Genomic DNA, 19554 nt, shown 5'->3' on the forward strand with positions numbered 1-19554 from the left:
GCCATGAGCGCCCGTGACTGGGTCGAGAAGGACTACTACCGCGAGCTGGGCGTGGCGAAGGACGCCTCCGCGGACGACATCAAGAAGGCCTACCGCAAGATCGCCCGGGAGAACCACCCGGACGCCAAGCCCGGCGACGCCAAGGCCGAGGCCCGCTTCAAGGCCGCCGGCGAGGCGTACGGCGTGCTCTCCGACACCGAGAAGCGCCAACAGTACGACGAGGCGCGCACGCTGTTCGCCGGCGGCCGCTTCGGCGGTTTCGGCGGCGGCCGGGGTGCCGGCGCGGGCGCCGGGGCCGGGGCCGGTGGCACCGGCTTCTCCGGCGGCTTCGACGTCGGCGACCTCTTCGGTGGTCGCGGCGGCGGCGCCCAGGGCGCCGGCGGGCTCGGCGACCTGCTCGGCGGGCTGTTCGGGGGCGGTGTCGGCGGTGCCGGCACCACGACCGGCCCGACCCCGGGCACGGCCGGCACCCGACCGCGCGAGCAGCGCGGGGCCGACGTCGAGACCGACGTGCGGATCGACTTCGCCGAGGCGGTCGGCGGCACCACCCTGCCGCTGCGCCTCGCGTCCCCGGCGCGCTGCAACACGTGCGGCGGCAACGGCGCCAAGCCCGGCACCAGCCCCCGCACGTGTCTGACCTGCGGCGGCGCCGGCGTCGTGTCGCGCAGCCAGGGCGCCTTCGCCTTCAGCGAGCCGTGCCGCGACTGCTCGGGCACCGGCTCGATCGTCGACGATCCCTGCCCCGAGTGCGGCGGCGACGGCGTGAGCACCCGCTCGCGCACGCTCACCGTGCGCATCCCGCCGGGCGTCGACGACGGCCAGCGCATCCGCCTCGCCGGCCAGGGTCAGCCCGGCAGTCGCGGCGGTCCCGCCGGCGACCTGTTCGTCGTCGTCCACGTCAACGCCGACGACCTCTTCGGTCGCTCGGAGCGCAACGCCGACGATCTGACGCTCACCGTGCCGGTGACGTTCCCCGAGCTCGTCGACGGCACGACGATCACCGTCCCGACCATGGACGGCAAGGTCTCGCTCAAGGTCCCCGCCGGCAGCCAGAGCGGCCGCACGCTGCGGGTCCGCGGGCGCGGGGTGCACCGCAAGGACGGGCGCACCGGCGACCTGCTCGTCACCGTCGAGCTCTCCGTGCCGCAGCGGCTGAGCTCGGCCGCCCGCGAGGCGCTCGACGCCTACGTCGCCGCCACCTCCGACCATGACCCGCGCGCCGACCTCACCCGGCGCGCCGAGGCCGCCGCACGGAGGGAGACGGCGTCATGACCGGGCGCGGTGCAGGCGGCGAACGGGGGCCCTGGCCGTCCCCGCTCGGCGCCGCGTCCGCCTCCATCCCCTCCCTGCCGGCGTGGGCCGACGAGGACACGCCCGTCTTCGTGATCTCCGTGGCCGCCCAGATCGCCGGCATGCACGCGCAGACCCTGCGCAGCTACGACCGCATCGGCCTCGTCACCCCGGGCCGCGCGAGCGGCGGCGGGCGGCGCTACTCGGTGCGCGACATCGCCGTGCTCCGCGAGGTCCAGCGGCTCTCGCAGTCCGACGGGGTCAACCTCGCCGGCATCAAGCGGATCATCGAGCTCGAGCGCGAGGTCGGCGCCCTGACCGACCGGCTCCGCGAGGTCACCGAAGAGCTCGCCCGCTGGCGCGCCGCGGCCGAGCAGGCGGCCGCGAACGCGGAGAATCCCTCCCGCGGCGACCGTCTGCCGGCGCGACGCACCCAGTCGGTCGTCGTGTGGCAGCCGGGGCCCCGACCACGGGAGTAACCATCGGAGCGCGACGGAGGTCGGTCGGCAGTGCGAGGCATGAGCGCTGACGGCCGCATCTCCTTGGAGCGGCTAGTGGGCGAAGGGGTCGTAGTGGATGCGATCCAGCGGCACGCCGTCGATCAGCAGCGCCTGCGCCGAGGCGCGGATCATGGCCGGTGAGCCCGAGAGCAGCACGTCGTGCTGCGACCAGTCGCCGCTGCGCACCACCGCGTCCGGCAGCGTGCCGGGCAGCGTGTGCTCGTCGAGCGGGTCGTCCTCGCACGTCACGGCCAGCTCGAGCCACGGGTGCCGGTCGGCTAGCACGCGCAGGCGGTCGAGCACCGTGAGGTCCTCGGCGACCCGCCCGCCCAGGAACACCGTGCACGGGCGCGGTCGCGTCCAGCGGGCCAGGTCCTCGCACAGCGCCAGCACGGGCGCCCCTCCGGTGCCGCCGGCGACCATGAGCACCGGCGCGGTGCTGCGCGGGTCGAGCCCGAGCCGCCCGGAGGCGGGCCCGAGGCGCCACCGGTCGCCCGCCGACGCGTGCGCCACCATCGCCCGGCTCACCCAGCCGCCCTCGACGGCGCGGACGTGGAACTCCAGCAGACCGTCGGGACGCGGGGCGGTCGCCGGGCTCAGCGGCCGCCACATCCGGGGCCGCTGGGGGATCTCGACGGTGAGGTACTGGCCGGCGCGGTGCGGCACCGGGGTGTCCGGCGCGACGTGCAGCACGGCCAGGTCCCAGCTCAGCCGGCGATGCGACACCACCGTGCCCTCGGCGACCGCGGGGTCGGCGGCGGCGCGCACGGCGTGCTCCATCGGGCCCGCCGCCAGCGAGAACGCGCGCACCCAGGCGTGCTCGGTGCCCTCGTCCCACGCGGGCGCGAAGCGGCGCATCGCCCCGATCATCGCGACGCCGAGCGCCTCGTACTGCTCGGCGTGCAGCCCCAGCGCGCGGTGCTCGCGCACCAGCGGCTCGAGCACCGTGCGCAGCTGGTCGGGCCGGTCGACGGTCGTCATCGGCAGCACCAGCGAGCGCAGCAGCCGCCGGGCGGGCTCGGTGATGCGCGCGGGGAACAGGCTCCGCACGGCGGGCGCCAGGCTGAACAGCAGCGCGGCGAACCACTCGGCGAGCTCGTCGACCTGCGGCTCGACGTCGGCCCACGTCTCCCGCACCCGGCGGGCGGCCTGCGCCTCGGGGGTCTCGAACACGGAGGCCGGGGCCGGGGCCGGGCTCGGTGCCGGAGCGGGCTCCGGGGGTGCGACGGGCTCCGGAGGTGCGGCGCTCTCCGGGGGTGCGGCGGGCTCGGGCGCCGCGGCGCTCTCGTCCGGGCGCTTCCCGTCCTCCGCGGCGGCGTGCCGGCCGGGGACGACGATGGGTGTGGTCGGCGGCGGCGGCACCGTGCGCACGGCGGCGAGACGGCGCGCGGGCTTACCGGCCGCCGGCGCAGGCTGCCCCGGGCCCGGGTCCTCCGGGCCGCCTCCCGACAGCGGCTCCGCCGACATCCTGGTCGCTCCTCCCCGGCCCCCCGCCGCGGGCACGAAGTACCCGCGTGAGCGGCCCACTATGACAGCCCGTGCGGGATCGTCACGCAGGGTCCCCAACGCCCCCGCGTCGTCCGGGCCACCAGGTGCGCCGGACGGTGCTCGCGACCACCGTGAGCAGCGACGACGACTCGATCCGGTGCCGCTCGTCGTCGTTGCTGTGGGTGACCGGTCGGGAATCCGGTGATTCGGGAAGAAACGCCGCACACCCAGAGTTGAGCCAAGTAGACTCAAGAACAGGGCGGAGGGTGGGCCGCCCGCCCGCGCCCCAGGAGGATCGATGGACTTCAGCCCCACCACCCGCACCCAGCAGGCGGTGTCGAACGCCGTCCGCGCGGCGACCGTCGACGGCCATCCGCAGGTCTCGCCGGCCCACCTCGCGGCCGCGCTGCTCGATCAGACCGACGGGCTGACCGAGCCGTTGCTGCGCGCGGTCGGGGCGGACCCGTCGGCCGTCCGTTCGGACGTCGGCAAGGTCCTCACGGGCCTACCGAGCGCCAGCGGCTCCAGCGTCGCGGCGCCGCAGTTCGACCGCGAGATGGCCCGCGTCCTGCAGCACGCCCAGCAGCTCGCCGCCGACATGGGCGACGAGTACGTCTCCACCGAGCACCTGCTCGTCGGGCTGGCCGCGGCCGGCGGACGCACCGCCGAGGTGCTCACCCGCCACGGCGCGACGCCCGAGGCGCTCAAGGAGGCGTTCACCAAGGTGCGCGGCTCGGGGCGCGTGAAGTCCGCCGACCCGGAGGGCACCTTCCAGGCGCTGGAGAAGTACGGCCAGGACCTCACCGAGCGGGCCCGCTCCGGCGACCTCGACCCGGTGGTCGGCCGCGACGCCGAGATCCGCCGCGTCGTCCAGGTCCTGTCCCGGCGCACCAAGAACAACCCCGTGCTCATCGGCGAGCCCGGCGTCGGCAAGACCGCGATCGTCGAGGGCCTCGCCCAGCGCATCGTCGCCGGCGACGTCCCGGAGTCGCTGCGCGGCAAGCGCGTCGTCTCGCTCGACCTCGGCTCGATGGTCGCGGGCGCGAAGTACCGCGGCGAGTTCGAGGAGCGGCTCAAGGCCGTCCTGCAGGAGATCACCGACTCCGCGGGACAGGTCATCACCTTCATCGACGAGCTGCACACCATCGTCGGCGCCGGCGCGACCGGCGAGTCCGCGATGGACGCCGGCAACATGATCAAGCCGATGCTCGCGCGCGGCGAGCTGCGCATGGTCGGCGCGACGACGCTCGACGAGTACCGCCAGCACATCGAGTCCGACCCGGCGCTGGAGCGCCGCTTCCAGCAGGTGCTGGTCGGCGAGCCCACGGTCGACGACACCGTCGGCATCCTGCGCGGGCTCAAGGAGCGCTACGAGGTGCACCACGGCGTGCGGATCACCGACGCCGCCCTCGTCGCCGCCGCCACGCTGTCGGACCGCTACATCACCGCGCGCTTCCTGCCCGACAAGGCCATCGACCTCGTCGACGAGGCCAGCTCGCGGCTGCGCATGGAGATCGACTCGCGGCCCGTCGAGATCGACGAGGTCGAGCGGGCCGTGCGCCGCCTCGAGATCGAGGAGATGGCGCTGGAGAAGGAGTCCGACGCCGCCTCGGCCGAGCGCCTGCGCGCGCTGCGCGCCGAGCTCGCCGAGCGCCGCGAGGAGCTCGACGCGCTCACCGCGCGGTGGCAGGGCGAGAAGGACTCGATCGACGCCAGCCGCGGGCTCAAGGAGCAGCTCGAGACGCTGCGCGGCGAGGCCGAGCGCGCCACCCGCGACGGCGACCTCGGCCGCGCCGCGGAGCTGATCCACGGGCGCATCCCCGCGCTCGAGAAGGAGCTCGAGGCCGCCGACGCCGCCGCCGTCGTGCCCGAGATGCTCAAGGAGGAGGTCGGCCCCGACGACGTCGCGGACGTCGTCTCGGCCTGGACCGGCATCCCCGCCGGCCGCCTGCTCGAGGGCGAGACGGCGAAGCTCCTGCGCATGGAGGACGAGCTCGGCCACCGCGTCGTCGGCCAGGCCGAGGCGGTCCGCGCGGTGTCCGACGCCGTGCGCCGCGCCCGCGCCGGGATCTCCGAGGAGGACCGTCCCACCGGCTCGTTCCTGTTCCTCGGGCCCACCGGCGTCGGCAAGACCGAGCTGGCCAAGGCGCTGGCCGCGTTCCTGTTCGACGACGAGCGGGCGATGATCCGCATCGACATGAGCGAGTACGGCGAGAAGCACTCGGTGGCCCGCCTCGTCGGCGCGCCGCCCGGGTACGTCGGCTACGACCAGGGCGGCCAGCTCACCGAGGCCGTCCGGCGCCGCCCGTACTCGGTGGTGCTGCTCGACGAGGTGGAGAAGGCCCACCCGGACGTCTTCGACGTGCTGCTGCAGGTCCTCGACGACGGGCGACTGACCGACGGCCAGGGCCGCACCGTCGACTTCCGCAACACGATCCTCGTGCTGACCTCGAACCTCGGCTCCGCCGCGCTCGTCGACACCTCGCTCGACGACGAGGGCCGCCGGGAGAAGGTCATGGAGGTCGTGCGGCGCTCGTTCAAGCCGGAGTTCCTCAACCGGCTCGACGACGTCGTGGTCTTCCACGCGCTGTCGACCGAGGAGCTGACGTCGATCGTCGACATCCAGCTCGAGCGGCTCGGCGCCCGCCTGGCGGCCCGCCGCCTGACGCTCGCCGTCAGCGAGGCCGCCCGCGAGTGGCTCGCGCTGCAGGGCTTCGACCCGATCTTCGGTGCGCGGCCCTTGCGCCGGCTGGTGCAGTCGGCCATCGGCGACCAGCTGGCCAAGGCTCTGCTGGCCGGCGAGGTGCGCGAGGGCGACACGGTCCAGGTCGACCTCGACGAGTCCGCCGACCACGGCACCGGCGGCCTCGTGGTCTCCCGCGCCGCCTGACCCTGGCGCACCTGCAGCAGCCGGCGCGACCGGATGCGTGCGGGAGTGGTGAACGAACGGCGCTCTCGCTGCTACGGAAGCAGCGAGAGCGCCCTTCGTTCGTTCACGCCCCCGCGAGGATGTGCCCCGATCCGCCGAGTCAGCGGTGCAGGGTGCCTGCGACGAGGTGGTCGACCGGCAGGAAGATCCAGCCGGCGCGGAAGCGCTCGAGGTCGACCTCGGCGAACCCGGCGCCGGCGAGCAGCTCACCGGTGTAGCGCTGCAGCTCGCAGCCCTCGAACGCCCACCGCCACCCGGACTGCAGGGTCCGCTGGAGCCGGGCGACGGCGCTGCCCTCCGGGGCGGCGACGTGCTCGAGGACGATCAGGCGCCCGCCCGACCGCAGGATGCGCCGCGCCTCGGCGATCGCTGCGGCCGGGTCGGCGACGGTGCACAGCACGAGCGTGCTGACCACCGCGTCGACGCTCGCGTCGGCGAGACCGGTGTCCTCGGCGACGGTCGCCCGGATCTCCAGGTCCACGTGGTGGCGGGCGGCCGCCGCTCGCAGCGGGGCGTGCATCGCCGGGTTCGGCTCGATCGCGATCACCCGCGTGCCCGCGGGGTAGTGGCGCAGGTTGGCGCCGGTCCCCGCGCCCAGCTCCACGACGGTGCGCGGGAGGTCGGTGAACAGGGCGGCCTTGCGGTCGCCGAGGACGCGGTGGCCGTAGCCGTCGACGAGCCGGAAGAACGCGGCGTTGAGCGGCCCGCGGACGGGGTGCGGCGTGGGGACGTGGACGTCGGGGACATCGGTGCTGGTCATGGGCCTCAGCACACCCGGCGATCGGGGTCGGGCGCTTCGCTCGTCCCGGCCATCACCGGGGGTGGCCGGATCGGGCCACTACCCGAGCAGGTGGTGGCGTGCGGCGTACGCGGTGGCCGCCGCCCGGGAGGGCAGGCCCAGCTTGGTGCGGATGTTCGCCAGGTGCCGGTGCACCGTGTGGGGGCTGAGGTCCAGCCTGCGGGCGATCTCGCGATCCGCCAGGCCCTGGGCCACCAGCCGCAGCACCTCGAGCTCGCGCGCGGACAGGACGCTCGCCGGGGTCGCCGCGGGCGCGGGCCCGGACGATCCCGGGAGGAAGTCCGACAACGACCGCAGCACCGCGGCCGCGTCCCCGCGCCAGGGGAGGTGGTCGTGACCCTCGAGGGCGACGAAGGTCGCGTCGGGGATCGCAGCGGCGACCTCGCGGCCGAGGTCGAAGGCGATGGCGCGGTCGTCGCGGCGGTGCACCACCAGGGTCGGCGCGGTGATCCGCCCGAGCTCGCTCCGGACGTCGAACGCGTAGGTGGCGGCGAGCGAGGCGGCCGCGGCGTCGGCGCTCGCCGAGGTCCGCTGGTAGCGCGCGAACTCGTCGCGCTCCTCGGCGGTCGCGCCGGGCAGGAACAGGTCGGCGAGCACCCGTGAGCCCAGGCCCCAGTGGGCGCCGACGAGGGCGACGAGCTGCTCGCGCACCGCGGGCGGCGCGACCCGGGCGCCGTCGGCGTAGGTGCCGTAGAGCAGGAGGCGCTCGACGAGCTCGGGGCGCCGCGCGGCCAGCGCCGCCGCCACGGGACCGGCCGCGGACCCCCCGAGCAGCGTCACCAGACCGCCGCCCAGCGCGTCGACGACCTGGGCGAGCACGGCGACCTCGCCGTCGAGGGACCGCTCCGGAGGACCGGGGGAGAGCCCCGCGCCCGGCCGGTCGTAGCGCACCACGGTGTGGTGGGCGGCGAGCCCCGTGACGAAGTCCCGGAAGCCCGGGTCGGCCCAGTTCAGCTCGAGGTGGCCCATCCACCAGCCGCCGACCACGAGCGGCGGGCCCGTCCCGACCGCGGCCCACGCCACCGTGCGTGCCTCCGACCGCGCGAACCGGATGGTCTGGCGCGTCGGCTCGTCCGGCGAGCCCATGGAGCGAGTATGGGCCCGCGGCCACCGGCAGCGGGACGGCAGCGATCTGACAGCGCCGCGCGCCACCGTCGGGCCATGACGACGCTCGAGACCGATGTCCCCTCTGATGGCCGGACCACCGAGGCATGTGCGGAGACCGTGTTCGCCGGCATCCTCGGGATGGAACAGACGACCGCGCTCTACCTGGGCGACCGCCTCGGCTGGTACCGCTCGCTGGCCCAGGACGGCCCGGCGACGGCCCCGGAGCTGGCCGCCCGCACGGGCACCGCCGCCCGCTACGCCCGCGAGTGGCTGGAGTACCAGGCCGTGTGCGGCCTGCTCACCGTCGACGACCCGGGCGCCGCGCCCGACGAGCGTTGCTTCGCCATGCCCGCGGCGCACGTGCCGGTGCTCGCCGACCTCGACAGCGAGGCGGTGCTGACCCCGTTCGCCCGCATCCTCGTCGCGTCCTTGCGCCGGATCGACGACCTGCTCGAGGCCTACCGCACCGGCGGCGGGGTGAGCTGGGAGACCTTCGGCGACGACGCGCGCGAGGGCCAGTCCGCCCAGAACCGCCCGCTGCTGCGCGACGCGCTGGCCCGCGACCACCTGCCGCTGCTCGGTGACGTCGACGCGGCCCTGCGCGCCGGCGGACGGGTGGCCGACGTGGGGTGCGGCGAGGGCTGGTCGCCGATCGGGATCGCGCGGGCCTACCCGTCCGCGACGGTCGACGGGTTCGACGTGGACGCCGCCTCGGTGGACGCGGCGCGCCGTCACGCCGCGGCCGAGGGCGTCGGCGATCGCGTCGCGGTGCAGCACGCCGGGATCGAGGCGGCCGAGGCCGGCGCCTACGACCTCGTCTGCGCCTTCGAGTGCGTCCACGACATGCCCGACCCGGTCGCCGTGCTCGCCGGGATGCGCCGAGCCGTCGCCCCGGGCGGCACCGTGCTGATCATGGACGAGAAGGTCGCCGACGCCTTCGCGCCCGACGGCGACGAGGTCGAGCAGCTCTTCTACGGCTTCTCGCTGATGTGCTGCCTGCCCGACGGCCTGTCGACCCCGGGCTCGGTGGGCACCGGCACGGTGATGCGCCGCGGCACGCTCGAGGGCTACGCGCGTGCGGCCGGCTTCGCCGCGGTCGAGGTGCTCGACGAGCTGGACAACGACATCTTCCGGTTCTACCGGCTCTGCTGACCGGGCAGCGGCTCGACGCGGCCGGCGGTGCCGTCGACGCGGACCTCGTCGACGCCGGTCAGGCGCGCGACGGCGTCGCGGACACCGACCACGGCGGGCAGGCCGTACTCGCGGGCGACCACGGCACCGTGGGAGTTCGACCCGCCCATCTCCATCACCAGCCCGCCGGCGGTGAGGAACAACGGGGTCCACCCGGGGTCGGTCGACGGGCACACGAGCACGTCGCCGGGGTCGAGGTGGGCGCCCTGGGGGTCGGTGATCACGCGGACCCGGCCGGTGACGACGCCCGCCGAGGCCGGGACGCCGGTCAGGGCACCGTCGGGCGCGGCGTCCGCCGGGCCCAGCGCCTCGGGCTCGGTGCCGTCGGAGAACACGAGCCGGGGCACGTGCCGGCGGCGCAGCTCGCGGGCGTAGGTGGCCCGTCGTGCTGTGACCAGGCCGCGGTGGTCCCGATCCTCACGGGCCTCCGACAAGCTCAGGAAGAAGACGTCGTCGGCGTGCTCGATCCGGCCGCGGGCGGCCAGGTCGGCGCCCACGATCGTGAGCTCGGCACGCGCCGCCCCGAGGACCGTGACCAGCCAGTACTTCGGCAGCTCCCGCAGACCGACGAGGTCCCGCGCCCGGTGCAGCGCGAGCGTCACGACCCGCCCGCGCAGGCCGCCGGCCCGGCTGGCGAGCTCCCTGATCGTCGCCTCGGCCTCGGCGGCGCTCCGTGCGAACACCGCGTCCGGCGCCCGCTCGGTGTCGTCGAGACGGACGTAGTTGGCGAGCACGCCCAGCAGGTGGGTCGGGTCCTCGGACCACCGGGGCAGGCCCAGGTCGATCTCGGCGACCGCGCGGCGGCCGTGCACGGCGAGGAAGGCGCCGAGCCCCGTGCCGAGCACCGCGGGCCAGGTGTCCCGCCGGGCCGCGAGATCGGCGGGCGCGGTGCCCGTCAGGGCGGCGACGGTGTCCGGGTCCTGCCGGAGCCGGACGGCGAGGTCCCAGAGGGCGAGGTCCATCTCGGTGGTGACGTTGTGGGGCAGGCCGCGCAGGACCGTGCCGAGCTCGCCCGGGTGGGCGCGGCCGCCGAGCAGCTTCGCGGCGAGCCCGAGGGCGAGGAACCCCGCCGCCGGGGCGGGGGCGATGCGCGGCGCCATCGGCGCGAACCCGTCGGCGAGCAGCCGCCGGACGTGGTCGACCCGCTGCGCCGGCGTCGCGCCCGCGGGCGCCGGCAGCGTCGCCTCGGCGTCGCGGACGAGCGCGAGTGCCCGGTCGCGGGCCCGGGCCGGCCGCAGCCAGGCACCGACCACCGCCGGCGGGATGCCGTAGCGCAGGGCCACCCGCCCGACCCGGCGGAGCGCGGGCAGCGGCGAGCGCCGGGTGATGCGCAGCTCGGGGCGGTCGAGCTGGGTGGCGATGACCTCCGCCGAGCGGGTCTCCATGACGCCGAGCACGCCGCGGACGCCGGCGCGCCCCACGCGGCTGCGCAGGACGTCGGTGAGGTCGACGAACGCGCGCTCCCCGGCGTCCGAGAGCATCGGCGGACCCTGCTCGGGGTCGTCGACGGGCGTGGCGAGCAGGCGGGCGACGCCGGTGGCGAGGTGCCGGGCCGCCGAGAGCCCGGACGGGGTGAACGGACGGAACACGCCCTGGGCGACGTTGGCGGACAGGTACAGGCGCAGGCCGGGGCGGCCCGGCACCAGCGGGTACAGCGTGGTGATCGGGCGCGACTGCGTCAGCCAGGCCGTCCCCGCGCCGTCGACGGCCCACTCGATGTCCTGGGGCGCGCCGAACAGGGCCTCCACGCGGCGGCCGAGCGCGACCAGCGTGCGCACGTCGGCGTCGTCCAGCGCCGCGCCGCCGTGCTGCTCGAGGTCGGTGCCACCGCCCGGCCGGGCGCGCACCACGGTGCCGCCCGCGCCCGCGCGGCGCTCGCTGATCGTGCCGTCGGGGTCGACGACGAGGTGCTCGGGGTCGACCGACCCGGAGACCACCGACTCCCCGAGCCCCGGCGCGGCATCGATCACGGCCTGGCGGCGCCGCCCCGTCACCGGGTTCGCGGTGAACAGCACCCCGGCCCAGCGGGCGTCGACCATCTCCTGCACGACGACGGCGAGGGCGACCGCGGCGCGGTCGATGCCCTGGGCGGCGCGGTAGGCGACCGCGCGGTCGGTCCAGAGCGAGGCCCAGCACCGGCGGACCGCGTCGAGGACCGCGTCGACGCCGACGACGTTGAGGTAGGTGTCCTGCTGACCGGCGAAGCTCGCGTCGGGCAGGTCCTCGGCCGTCGCCGACGAGCGCACCGCGACCGGCCCCTCCGGGCACGCGGCGCGGACGGCCGCGGCGACGTCGGGCGGGACCTCGACCGCCAGCACCGCGGCGCGGGCCTTCTCGGCGAGCACGGCGGGGTCGAGGCCGTCCGCGTCGGCGAGCAGGGCGTCGAGCGCCGACCCGACCGCGTGCCGGTAGGCCGCCGTCGTGACGCAGACGCCCGCGGGCACCGTCAGCCCGGCACGCACCAGCGCAGCGAGGTTGACCGCCTTGCCGCCGACGTGCCCGAGGGTCTCCGCGGCGGCGGGGTCGATCGCGGCGAGGGGCAGGACGTAGCCGTCGTGGGTCATCTGGGGCTCCCCTCCTGCCGGGCGGCGTCGCCGAGCAGGGCCATCGCGCGGGTCACCAGGGCCCGGTCCGCGGGGTCGAGGCGGTTCATGATCTGGAGCTGGGCGTCGGCCCGGGTGCGTTCGAGACGCCGGAGCAGGGCCCCGCCGTCCTTGCTGATCGCCACCCGGCGGACCCGCCGGTCGCCCGGGTGCTCCAGGCGTTCGACCAGGCCGCGGCGGACGAGGCCGTCGACGAGCCGGCTCGCGGCCGACACCGAGCGCCCGACCTCGTCGGCGAGGACACCGAGGGAGATCGGCTCGCCGGCGTCGAGGACGTAGAGGGTGGCGAGCTGGGTGAGCGAGAGCTCGTCACCGCCGTCGACGGCGCCGAGCAGGTCCAGCAGGAACGCGGGGATCATCGCGCGGCGCATGTGGCCGAAGCTCGCGGCCAGGTCCTCGCGCTCGTCCATCGCTGATCCTTGCAGTCATGCAATGTGTGCAGATATGCAAGCACTGGGACGTGACCAGGTCAAGGGGTCCTAAAATCCTGGCGCACGGATGGCCGGGGAGACGTCATGCGACTGCGGGTGCTGGGTGCGATCGCGGTCGACGACGCCCCGGTCCGCTCGGCCCGCGTGCGGCGCCTCCTCGCGGTCCTGGCCCTCGACCCGGGCCGCGTGGTCGCGGCCGACAGGCTCGTCGAGCACGTGTGGCCCGGCCGGCCGCCGGCGCACGGTGAGGCCGCGCTGCACAGCGCCGTCGCGCGGGCCCGGCGGGTGCTCGGCGACGGGGTCCTGCTCACCCGCCCGCCCGGCTACGTCCTCGACCTGCCGCCCGGCGCCCTCGACGCCGGCGTCGCCGCGGACCTGCGCGAGCGGGCGCGGTCGGTGGACCCGGCGCGCGCCGCGGCGGTGCTCGACGAAGCGCTGGCGCTGTGGCGCGGCCCGCCGCTGGCCGAGTTCGCCGACGAGGACCCGTTCCGCCCCGTCGCGGCCCGCCTCGCGGAGCTGCACGCGGACACCGAGGACGCCCGGGCGCGCGCCGACCTCGACCTCGGGCGCCCCGAGGCCGCCGTCGCCCGGCTCGAGGAGCTCGTCGCGGCCGCGCCGTTCCGCGAGCGGCGCCGCGAGCTGCTCGTCGAGGCGCTGCACCGGGCGGGACGCGGCGCCGACGCGCTCGCCGCCGTCGCCGCCTACCGCCGCCTCGTCGCCGACGAGCTGGGTCTCGACCCGGGCCCGGAGCTCCGGCGCCTGGAAGCGGTGGTGCTGGCGGGGACTCCGGCGCCTGTGGATGCAGCGAACGCGCCGTTCGCTGCATTGGAAGCAGCGAACGGCGCGTTCGCTGCACACCCGGCGCCGATGGTGGGTCGCGAGACGGCGCTCGCGGGGGTGCTCGGGGTGCTCGGGGACGGGCCGGTGACGCTGATCGGGCCCGGCGGGGTCGGGAAGACGACGCTCGCCCGGCACGTCGCGGCCGCGAGCACCGCCCCGGACGGGGTCGTCGTGGCCGAGCTGGCGACGGTCTCGCGCGGGGACGAGGTGGCCGCCGCGGTCGTCGCGGCCGTGGGCGCGCCGGGGGCGTCGACCGGGGGCGCCGGCCCCGACGACCGGGTGGCGGCGGTGCTGCGCGGCCGGCGGGTGCTGCTGCTGCTCGACAACGCCGAGCACGTGGTCGACGCGGTCGCCGCGCTGGTGACGACGCTCGCGGCCGCGTGCCCGACCGTGGCGGTGCTGACCACGAGCCGGGAGCCGCTCGGCGTCCCCGGGGAGCGTGTCCGGCCCGTCCCGCCGCTCGACGAGGCCGCGGCCGTCGCCCTGTTCGCGGAGCGGGCGGGCGCGGCCGACCCGACGTTCGCGGTGTCGGACGCCAACCGGGCCGCCGTGACCGAGGCCTGCCGGCGGCTCGACCGCCTGCCGCTCGCGCTCGAGCTGGCCGCGGCGCGCATGCGGGTGCTCTCGCCGGCCGAGCTCGTCGCCGGCCTGCCGGCCCACCTGCGCATCCTGCGCAGCCCGCACCGCGTCGCCGACCGTCGACACCGGACCCTGCACGCCGTGGTCGCGTGGTCCTACCGCCTGCTCGACGACCGCGAGCGCGCCCTGCTCGACCGGCTCGGCGTCTTCGCCGGTGACTTCACGCTCGGCGCCGCGCGGGCCGTCGCGGGCGAGGACGCGGACGCCGTGCTCGCCGACCTCGTCGACAAGTCCCTCGTGACCGCGTCCGTCGACCACACCCGTCCCGGCCCGTCGCGCTACGCACTGCTGGAGACGGTGAGGGCCTTCGCCCGGGAGCGGCTCGCCGAGCGCGGCGAGACCGCGACGCTGCGCCGCCGGCACGCCGAGGAGGCGCTGGGGTTCCTGCGGCGCACCGGGCCGCCGGCCGGGCCGGACGCCGCCCGCCGTCTCGCCGCCGTCGAGGCCGAGTGGGACGAGCTGCGCGCCGCCGTGGCCTGGGCGTCCACCGAGGACCCGGCGCTCGCCGGCGCGCTCGTCGCCGCCCTCGTCGACGTCGGTGAGGTGCGGATGACCCCGGAGCTCTTCGCCTGGGCGGAGGCGCTCCTGGCCGGGGGTGCCGATCTCGGCCGGTCGCGGGCGATGGTGCACGCGGTCGCCGCCGAAGGGGCCCGGTTCGCCGGCGACCTCGCGCGGGCCGAGGAGCACGTCGCCGCCGGTCGGCGGGCGCTCTGCGACGGCCACGACCGCGCCGCGGCGGTGCTGGCCTACCTGCAGTCCGAGGTGGCGGGGTTCGCCGGGCGGGGCGCGGAATCGGCGCGGGCCGCGGCGGAGGCGGAGCGCCTGGCCGCGGCCGCCGGGGACGAGCGGGTGCGGGTCCTCGCCGCCTGCTGTCGTGTCCTCGCGGCGGCCTACGAGGGGGACCACGACGCGACGCTCGCCGAGGCGGACGCCCTGGACGTCGCGGTCCGCGACACCGGCGACACGCTGATGCGGCCCTGGAGCGTCTACGTCCGCGGCGAGGTGCGCGTCGAGCGCGACCCGACCACGGCCCTGGAGCTGGTGGAGGACGCGGTGCGGCGCGCGCGGGCGGTCGGCGAGCAGTACGCGCTCGGCGTCGCGCTCGTGACCGTGACGTCCCTGCGGGCGCGCCGGGGTGACGTCGCCGCCGCGGCGCGCGCGGCCGCCGAGTCGCTCGAGCACTGGCGCGGCACGGGCAACCGCACGCACCAGTGGGTCGGGCTGCGCGCGGTCGTCGACCTGCTCGGGCAGGCCGGTCACGACGCCCTCGCCGCGGAGCTGCTCGGGGGCCTGGTGGCGCGGCGCTCGGGGGGCGCGGTGTTCGGCGCCGACGCCCTCCGCCTCGCGGACCTGGGGGCGACCCTGCGGGCGCGCCTCGGCGCCACGGAGGCCGGCCGCGCCGAGCGCCGCGGCGCCGCCCGTGACGACGAAGGCCTCGTCGACCTGGCCCGGGAGGCGTTGGCGCGCCTCTGAGCGACGCACGGTCCTACGCGGTCTCGAGCACCCGCCCCGCGTCCACGTGCCACTGCCGGGTCGTCGCGACACCGGCGAGCAGGCGGCGGTCGTGGGAGACGAGCAGCAGCGTGCCCTCGAACGCCGCGAGCGCCGACTCGAGCTGTTCGATGGCGGCCAGGTCGAGGTGGTTGGTGGGCTCGTCGAGCACGAGCAGGTTCACCCCGCGGGCCTGGAGCAGCGCGAGCGCCGCGCGGGTGCGCTCGCCCGGCGAGAGCGTGTCCGCCCCGCGGTGCACGTGCTCGGCGCCGAGCCCGAACTTCGCCAGCAGCGTCCGGACCTCCGCCGTGGGCCACCGGTCGATCTCGGGCTCGCGGGAGAACACGTCGAGCAGCGAGGTGCGCCCGGTCAGGAGCCCCCGGGCCTGGTCGACCTCCCCGACGACCACCCCGGACCCGAGCGACGCCCGGCCCTCGTCGGGGGCGAGACGTCCGAGCAGCAGCGCGAGGAGCGTCGACTTGCCCGCGCCGTTCGCCCCGGTGATCGCGACGCGGTCGGCCCAGTCGAGCTGGAGCGTCACGGGGCCCAGGGTGAAGTCGCCCCGCCGCGCGACCGCGCCGTCGAGGGTCGCGACGACCGTGCCCGAGCGCGGGGCGGCCGCGATCGACAGGCGCAGCTCCCACTCCTTGCGGGGCTCCTCGACGACCTCCATGCGCTCGAGCCGCCGCTCCGTCTGCGCGATCTTCGCGGCCTGCTTCTCCGCGGTCGCCGCGTTGTGGTGCTTGATGAACTTGTCCTTGTCGGTGGCTTTCTTGCGGGCGTTGCGCACGCCCTTGTCCACCCACTGCTTCTGGGTCTGCATCCGCGCGGTCAGCTCGCCGCGCTTGTCGGCGTACTCCTCGTAGGCCTCGCGGGCGTGCCGGCGGGCGGTCTCCCGCTCGGCGAGGTAGGCCTCGTAGTCGCCGCCGTACTGGGTGACCTGCTGCTGGGCGAGGTCGAGCTCGAGGACCGAGGTGACGGTGCGCGCGAGGAATTCGCGGTCGTGGCTGACCAGCACCGTGCCCGCGCGCAGCTCGCGGACCCAGCGCTCGAGGCGTTCGAGGCCGGCGAGGTCGAGGTCGTTGGTGGGCTCGTCGAGCAGGAAGACGTCGAAGCGGGCGAGCAGCAACGAGGCGAGGTTGGCGCGCGCCGCCTGCCCGCCGGACAGCGAGGTCATCTCCGCGTCGAGCAGGGCGGCCGGGAACCCGAGGTCGTCGGCGACCTCCCCGGTGCGCTCGTCGAGGTCGGCGCCGCCGAGGTCCAGCCAGCGTTCGAGGGCGACGGCGTAGGCGTCGTCGGCCCCGGGCACGCCGTCGGACAGGGCCGTCGTGGCCGTCTCGAGGGTGGCGGCCGCGGCCGTGACGCCGGTGCGGCGGCCGAGGAAGGCGCGCACGGTCTCGCCCGGCACCCGGGCGGTCTCCTGGGGCAGGTGGCCGATGGTGGCGGTGGGCGGGGTGACCGCGATCGACCCCTGGTCCGGCGCGGCCAGCCCGGCGAGCAGCCGCAGGAGCGTGGACTTCCCGGCGCCGTTGACGCCGACCAGCCCGATGACGTCGCCCGGCGCGACCACGAGGTCGAGACCGGAGAACAGCACGCGGGCGCCGTGCGCGGCGGCGAGGTCCCGCGCGACCAGCGTGGCGCTCACGATCACCGAGCCTAACCGCGCCCCGCGACCCGGTTCCGTGCCGCCATGTGAGCGAAATTCCCGGCTATGACCGGGAATTTCGCTCACATAGGAACGGCGCGCCGGTGACGGCCTGCACGAAGGGGGGACGCGGGCGTCGTACCCTGCAGGACGTGCCTGCCTGGGTCTGGTTCGTCATCGCGGCGCTGGCCGCGGGCGGCGGGGCGCTGCTCCTGCTCTCCGACCGCGCGCGCACCGGCGGGCACCGGCGCGACCGACGCCGGTGGGCCGAGCAGAAGAGCTGGGAGTTCGTCGACGTCGACCCCGTGCTCCCCAGCCGCTGGCGCTACGGCGCGGTGCACCAGGGAGGCCACGGGCGCGCGCTCGACCTCGCGACCGGCGCGGTCCCCGGCCCCGGCGGCCGCCGGCTCGCCCACGTCTTCGACCACGAGCAGGCCGGCCAGATCACCGGGATCGTCGCGGCCGTGCGCGGCGTCGCGACGCTGCCGGTCGCGCTCGAGCTGCGCCTGCCCTCGGCCCCGCTGCCCGACGACGCCGGGCTCGACTCGCTCGGCCAGGTCGGCGAGCGCTACGCCTTCGTCACCTCCGTCGCGCAGGCCCGCCCGCTGATCACCCCGGACGTCGCCCGCGCGGCGGACCTCGTCGGCGACGACGTGCCGCTGCTCTGGGCCGAGGACACGTGGGTGCTCGCGACGATCGACGCGGGCGCCGACCCCGAGCGCGTCCAGACGCTGCTGCAGGCCCTCGTCGAGGTGTCGGTGGCGCTGGAGGACGCGGCGGTCGGCACCGACGACGAGGGCTACGAGGCGCCGGTCCCCGAGGGCCACGACGGCCCCGAGGACGGGGACGACCACCACGAGCCGCGGCCCACCCACCGCGACAGCCCCGCCGACATCCCCTACGACGTGGAGGACGACGAGTTCGGGCCCGGTGCCCGGAGCAGCTCCTCCTCGGGGCGGTGAGCGGCCCGATCCCGCGTCGGACCCTGGTGACGTCCGCGGACACCGATCTCGGGCGCGCCTTCGTCCGGCGCCTGCACGCCCTCGGCGACGAGCTGGTGCTGGCCGGCGGTGAGCGCGGGGCCCTCGAGGCCCTGGCCGCGGAGCTCAACGCCACGAGCGAGGACCCGCGGCCCGAGGTCCTGCCCGGCGACCTCGCCGACGTCGACGACCTCGACCTGGTCGTGCGCCGCCTGGAGACCGACGTCCGCCCGATCGACCTGCTCGTCGTCGGGCCGGCCGCCCCGAGCCCGGACGGGTTGCCCGGCGCCGACCCCGGGGAGGTGCGGGCCGCGCTCGACCGCAGCGCCGGCGCCGCGCTGGGGCTGGTGCGCGCGGCCCTTCCCGGGATGATCGCCCGCGGTCACCCGGGCCCCGGCGGCGTGATCACCGTGGCCGGTCCCGCCGCCTACCTGTCCGCGCCCGGCGCCGCCGGGATCGACGGCGCCGCGCAGGCGTACGTCGCGATGCTCACCGAGTCGCTGGCCCAGGCCCTGGCCCGCGACGGGCTCACCCTCACCACCGTCTGCCCCACCCCGCCGCAGCCCGGGACCGGCCGCGGCGAGCACACGCTGCTCGACGCGGTGCCGCTGCGCGTGGCCCCGCCGGACGCCGACGCCGTGGTGGTGGCCGCGCTCGCCGACCACGCCGCGGGCCGTGCGCTGTCGGTGCCCGGCGTCGGGGCGAAGGCGGTCGTCGGGGTCTCCCGCCTCGTGCCGTTCCCCGCACTGCGGGCCGCCGGCGGGTTCCGGCGCTCCTCGCCGGTGGCCGCGTGGCGCGGGCGGCGCGGACCGCGGGGCCCGCGCGAGGGCACGGCCCTCGTGACCGGGGCGAGCTCGGGCATCGGGGCGACGTTCGCCGAGCACCTGGCCGTCGCCGGGCACGACCTCGTCCTCGTCGCCCGCGACACCCAGCGTCTGGACGCGACGGCCGAGCGGCTGCGCGAGCGGTACGGGATCGAGGTCGAGGTGCTCGTCGCCGACCTGGCCGCCGCGGCCGGGCGCCGCAAGGTCGCCGACCGGCTGGCCGCCCCTGAGCGACCGGTCGGGCTGCTGGTCAACAACGCGGGCTACGCGACGGCCGGCGAGTTCCTCGACACCGACCCGGCCGTGCTGCGGGCGAACTACGAGGTCAACATGGGTGCCGTGCTGGAGCTGACCGCCGCGGCGCTGCCCGGCATGGTCGCCCGCGGCCGCGGCGACGTCGTGAACGTGTCCAGCGTGGCGTGCTTCCTGCCGGGGCGGGGCTCGGTCTACAGCGCGGGCAAGACCTACGTGACGGCCCTCTCGCGCAACGTCGCCCTCTCGGTCGACGGCACCGGGGTGCGGGTCATGGCCCTGTGCCCGGGCTTCACGCGCACCGAGTTCCACGCCCGCCTCGGCGAGGACCGCTGGGGGCCGGAGTGGCTGTGGCTCGACGCGGACCAGGTGGTCACCGAGGGCATGGCGGACCTCGAGGCGGGGAAGGCGGTGTCCGTGCCGGGAGCGGTGTACAAGGCGATCGTCGGGGTGGCGCGGGTCGTGCCGCGGGCGCTGCTGCGCGCGCTCGCCGCCCGGACGGCGACGGGGCGCGGATGATCGCCGGGAGACGGAGCGTCCAAGGG

The 19554-nt window shown here is 76.6% G+C and carries 13 protein-coding genes; 7 read left to right on the plus strand and 6 right to left on the minus strand.

The window, feature by feature from the left end; all coding sequences use genetic code 11:
* The first annotated feature begins 3 nt into the window (after positions 1–3).
* Together QSK03_RS10910 and QSK03_RS10915 are read left to right on the plus strand one after the other, a co-directional pair.
* The gene (locus QSK03_RS10910; RefSeq protein ID WP_285651496.1) at positions 4–1272 is read left to right on the plus strand and encodes a DnaJ C-terminal domain-containing protein; all 1269 of its coding nucleotides are present in this window, start codon (positions 4–6) and stop codon (positions 1270–1272) included.
* A complete protein-coding gene (locus QSK03_RS10915) occupies positions 1269–1769 on the plus strand; it encodes a heat shock protein transcriptional repressor HspR (RefSeq protein ID WP_285651498.1) in 501 nt (166 codons plus the stop codon). Before QSK03_RS10910 ends, QSK03_RS10915 begins: the two co-directional genes overlap by 4 nt.
* Before the next feature lie 72 nt (positions 1770–1841).
* Here the strand turns inward: QSK03_RS10915 and QSK03_RS10920 are convergent, their stop codons facing one another.
* Positions 1842–3257, minus strand: coding sequence for an FAD-binding oxidoreductase (locus QSK03_RS10920; protein WP_285651500.1), 1416 nt, complete (start codon positions 3255–3257; stop codon positions 1842–1844).
* 319 nt (positions 3258–3576) lie between these two features.
* Here QSK03_RS10920 and clpB point away from each other — a divergent pair, with 319 nt between their 5' ends.
* Entirely contained in the window at positions 3577–6168 is a 2592-nt protein-coding gene (gene clpB, locus QSK03_RS10925; RefSeq protein WP_285651502.1) for an ATP-dependent chaperone ClpB, read from the plus strand.
* A 139-nt stretch (positions 6169–6307) separates the two neighbouring features.
* On the opposite strand, the gene QSK03_RS10930 is transcribed toward clpB, so the two are convergent.
* Positions 6308–6967 (minus strand): class I SAM-dependent methyltransferase, encoded by a 660-nt coding sequence (locus tag QSK03_RS10930; protein ID WP_285651505.1) that lies wholly within the window; start codon positions 6965–6967, stop codon positions 6308–6310.
* A gap of 78 nt (positions 6968–7045) precedes the next feature.
* Positions 7046–8092 (minus strand): alpha/beta fold hydrolase, encoded by a 1047-nt coding sequence (locus QSK03_RS10935; RefSeq protein ID WP_285651508.1) that lies wholly within the window; start codon positions 8090–8092, stop codon positions 7046–7048.
* A gap of 75 nt (positions 8093–8167) precedes the next feature.
* Between QSK03_RS10935 and QSK03_RS10940 the strand changes: the two genes are divergently transcribed.
* On the plus strand, positions 8168–9265 hold the full coding sequence (locus tag QSK03_RS10940; protein WP_285651510.1) for a class I SAM-dependent methyltransferase: 1098 nt from the start codon (positions 8168–8170) through the stop codon (positions 9263–9265).
* Here QSK03_RS10940 and QSK03_RS10945 read toward each other — a convergent pair.
* Positions 9250–11868 (minus strand): PEP/pyruvate-binding domain-containing protein, encoded by a 2619-nt coding sequence (locus QSK03_RS10945; RefSeq protein WP_285651513.1) that lies wholly within the window; start codon positions 11866–11868, stop codon positions 9250–9252. The two genes, QSK03_RS10940 and QSK03_RS10945, sit on opposite strands and share 16 nt — an antisense overlap.
* Entirely contained in the window at positions 11865–12317 is a 453-nt protein-coding gene (locus tag QSK03_RS10950) for a MarR family winged helix-turn-helix transcriptional regulator (protein ID WP_285651515.1), read from the minus strand. The genes QSK03_RS10945 and QSK03_RS10950 overlap by 4 nt, the downstream gene beginning before the upstream one ends.
* Positions 12318–12422: 105 nt before the next feature.
* Between QSK03_RS10950 and QSK03_RS10955 the strand changes: the two genes are divergently transcribed.
* Positions 12423–15290 carry an ATP-binding protein gene (locus tag QSK03_RS10955; protein ID WP_285651518.1) on the plus strand — a complete coding sequence of 956 codons (2868 nt, stop codon included), beginning with the start codon at positions 12423–12425 and terminating at the stop codon, positions 15288–15290.
* A gap of 13 nt (positions 15291–15303) precedes the next feature.
* On the opposite strand, the gene QSK03_RS10960 is transcribed toward QSK03_RS10955, so the two are convergent.
* Complete coding sequence (locus QSK03_RS10960; RefSeq protein WP_285651520.1) at positions 15304–16953, minus strand: ABC-F family ATP-binding cassette domain-containing protein; 1650 nt, start codon at positions 16951–16953, stop codon at positions 15304–15306.
* Positions 16954–17105: 152 nt separating this feature from the next.
* On the opposite strand from QSK03_RS10960, the gene QSK03_RS10965 reads away from it, so the two are divergent.
* Complete coding sequence (locus QSK03_RS10965) at positions 17106–17915, plus strand: TtfA family protein (protein WP_285651523.1); 810 nt, start codon at positions 17106–17108, stop codon at positions 17913–17915.
* Complete coding sequence (locus tag QSK03_RS33125) at positions 17912–19528, plus strand: SDR family NAD(P)-dependent oxidoreductase (protein WP_352231979.1); 1617 nt, start codon at positions 17912–17914, stop codon at positions 19526–19528. Before QSK03_RS10965 ends, QSK03_RS33125 begins: the two co-directional genes overlap by 4 nt.
* Positions 19529–19554 lie beyond the last annotated feature (26 nt).

The sequence above is a fragment of the Actinomycetospora sp. NBRC 106375 genome, from assembly GCF_030269665.1.
In the GTDB taxonomy this organism is placed as follows: Bacteria; Actinomycetota; Actinomycetes; order Mycobacteriales; family Pseudonocardiaceae; genus Actinomycetospora.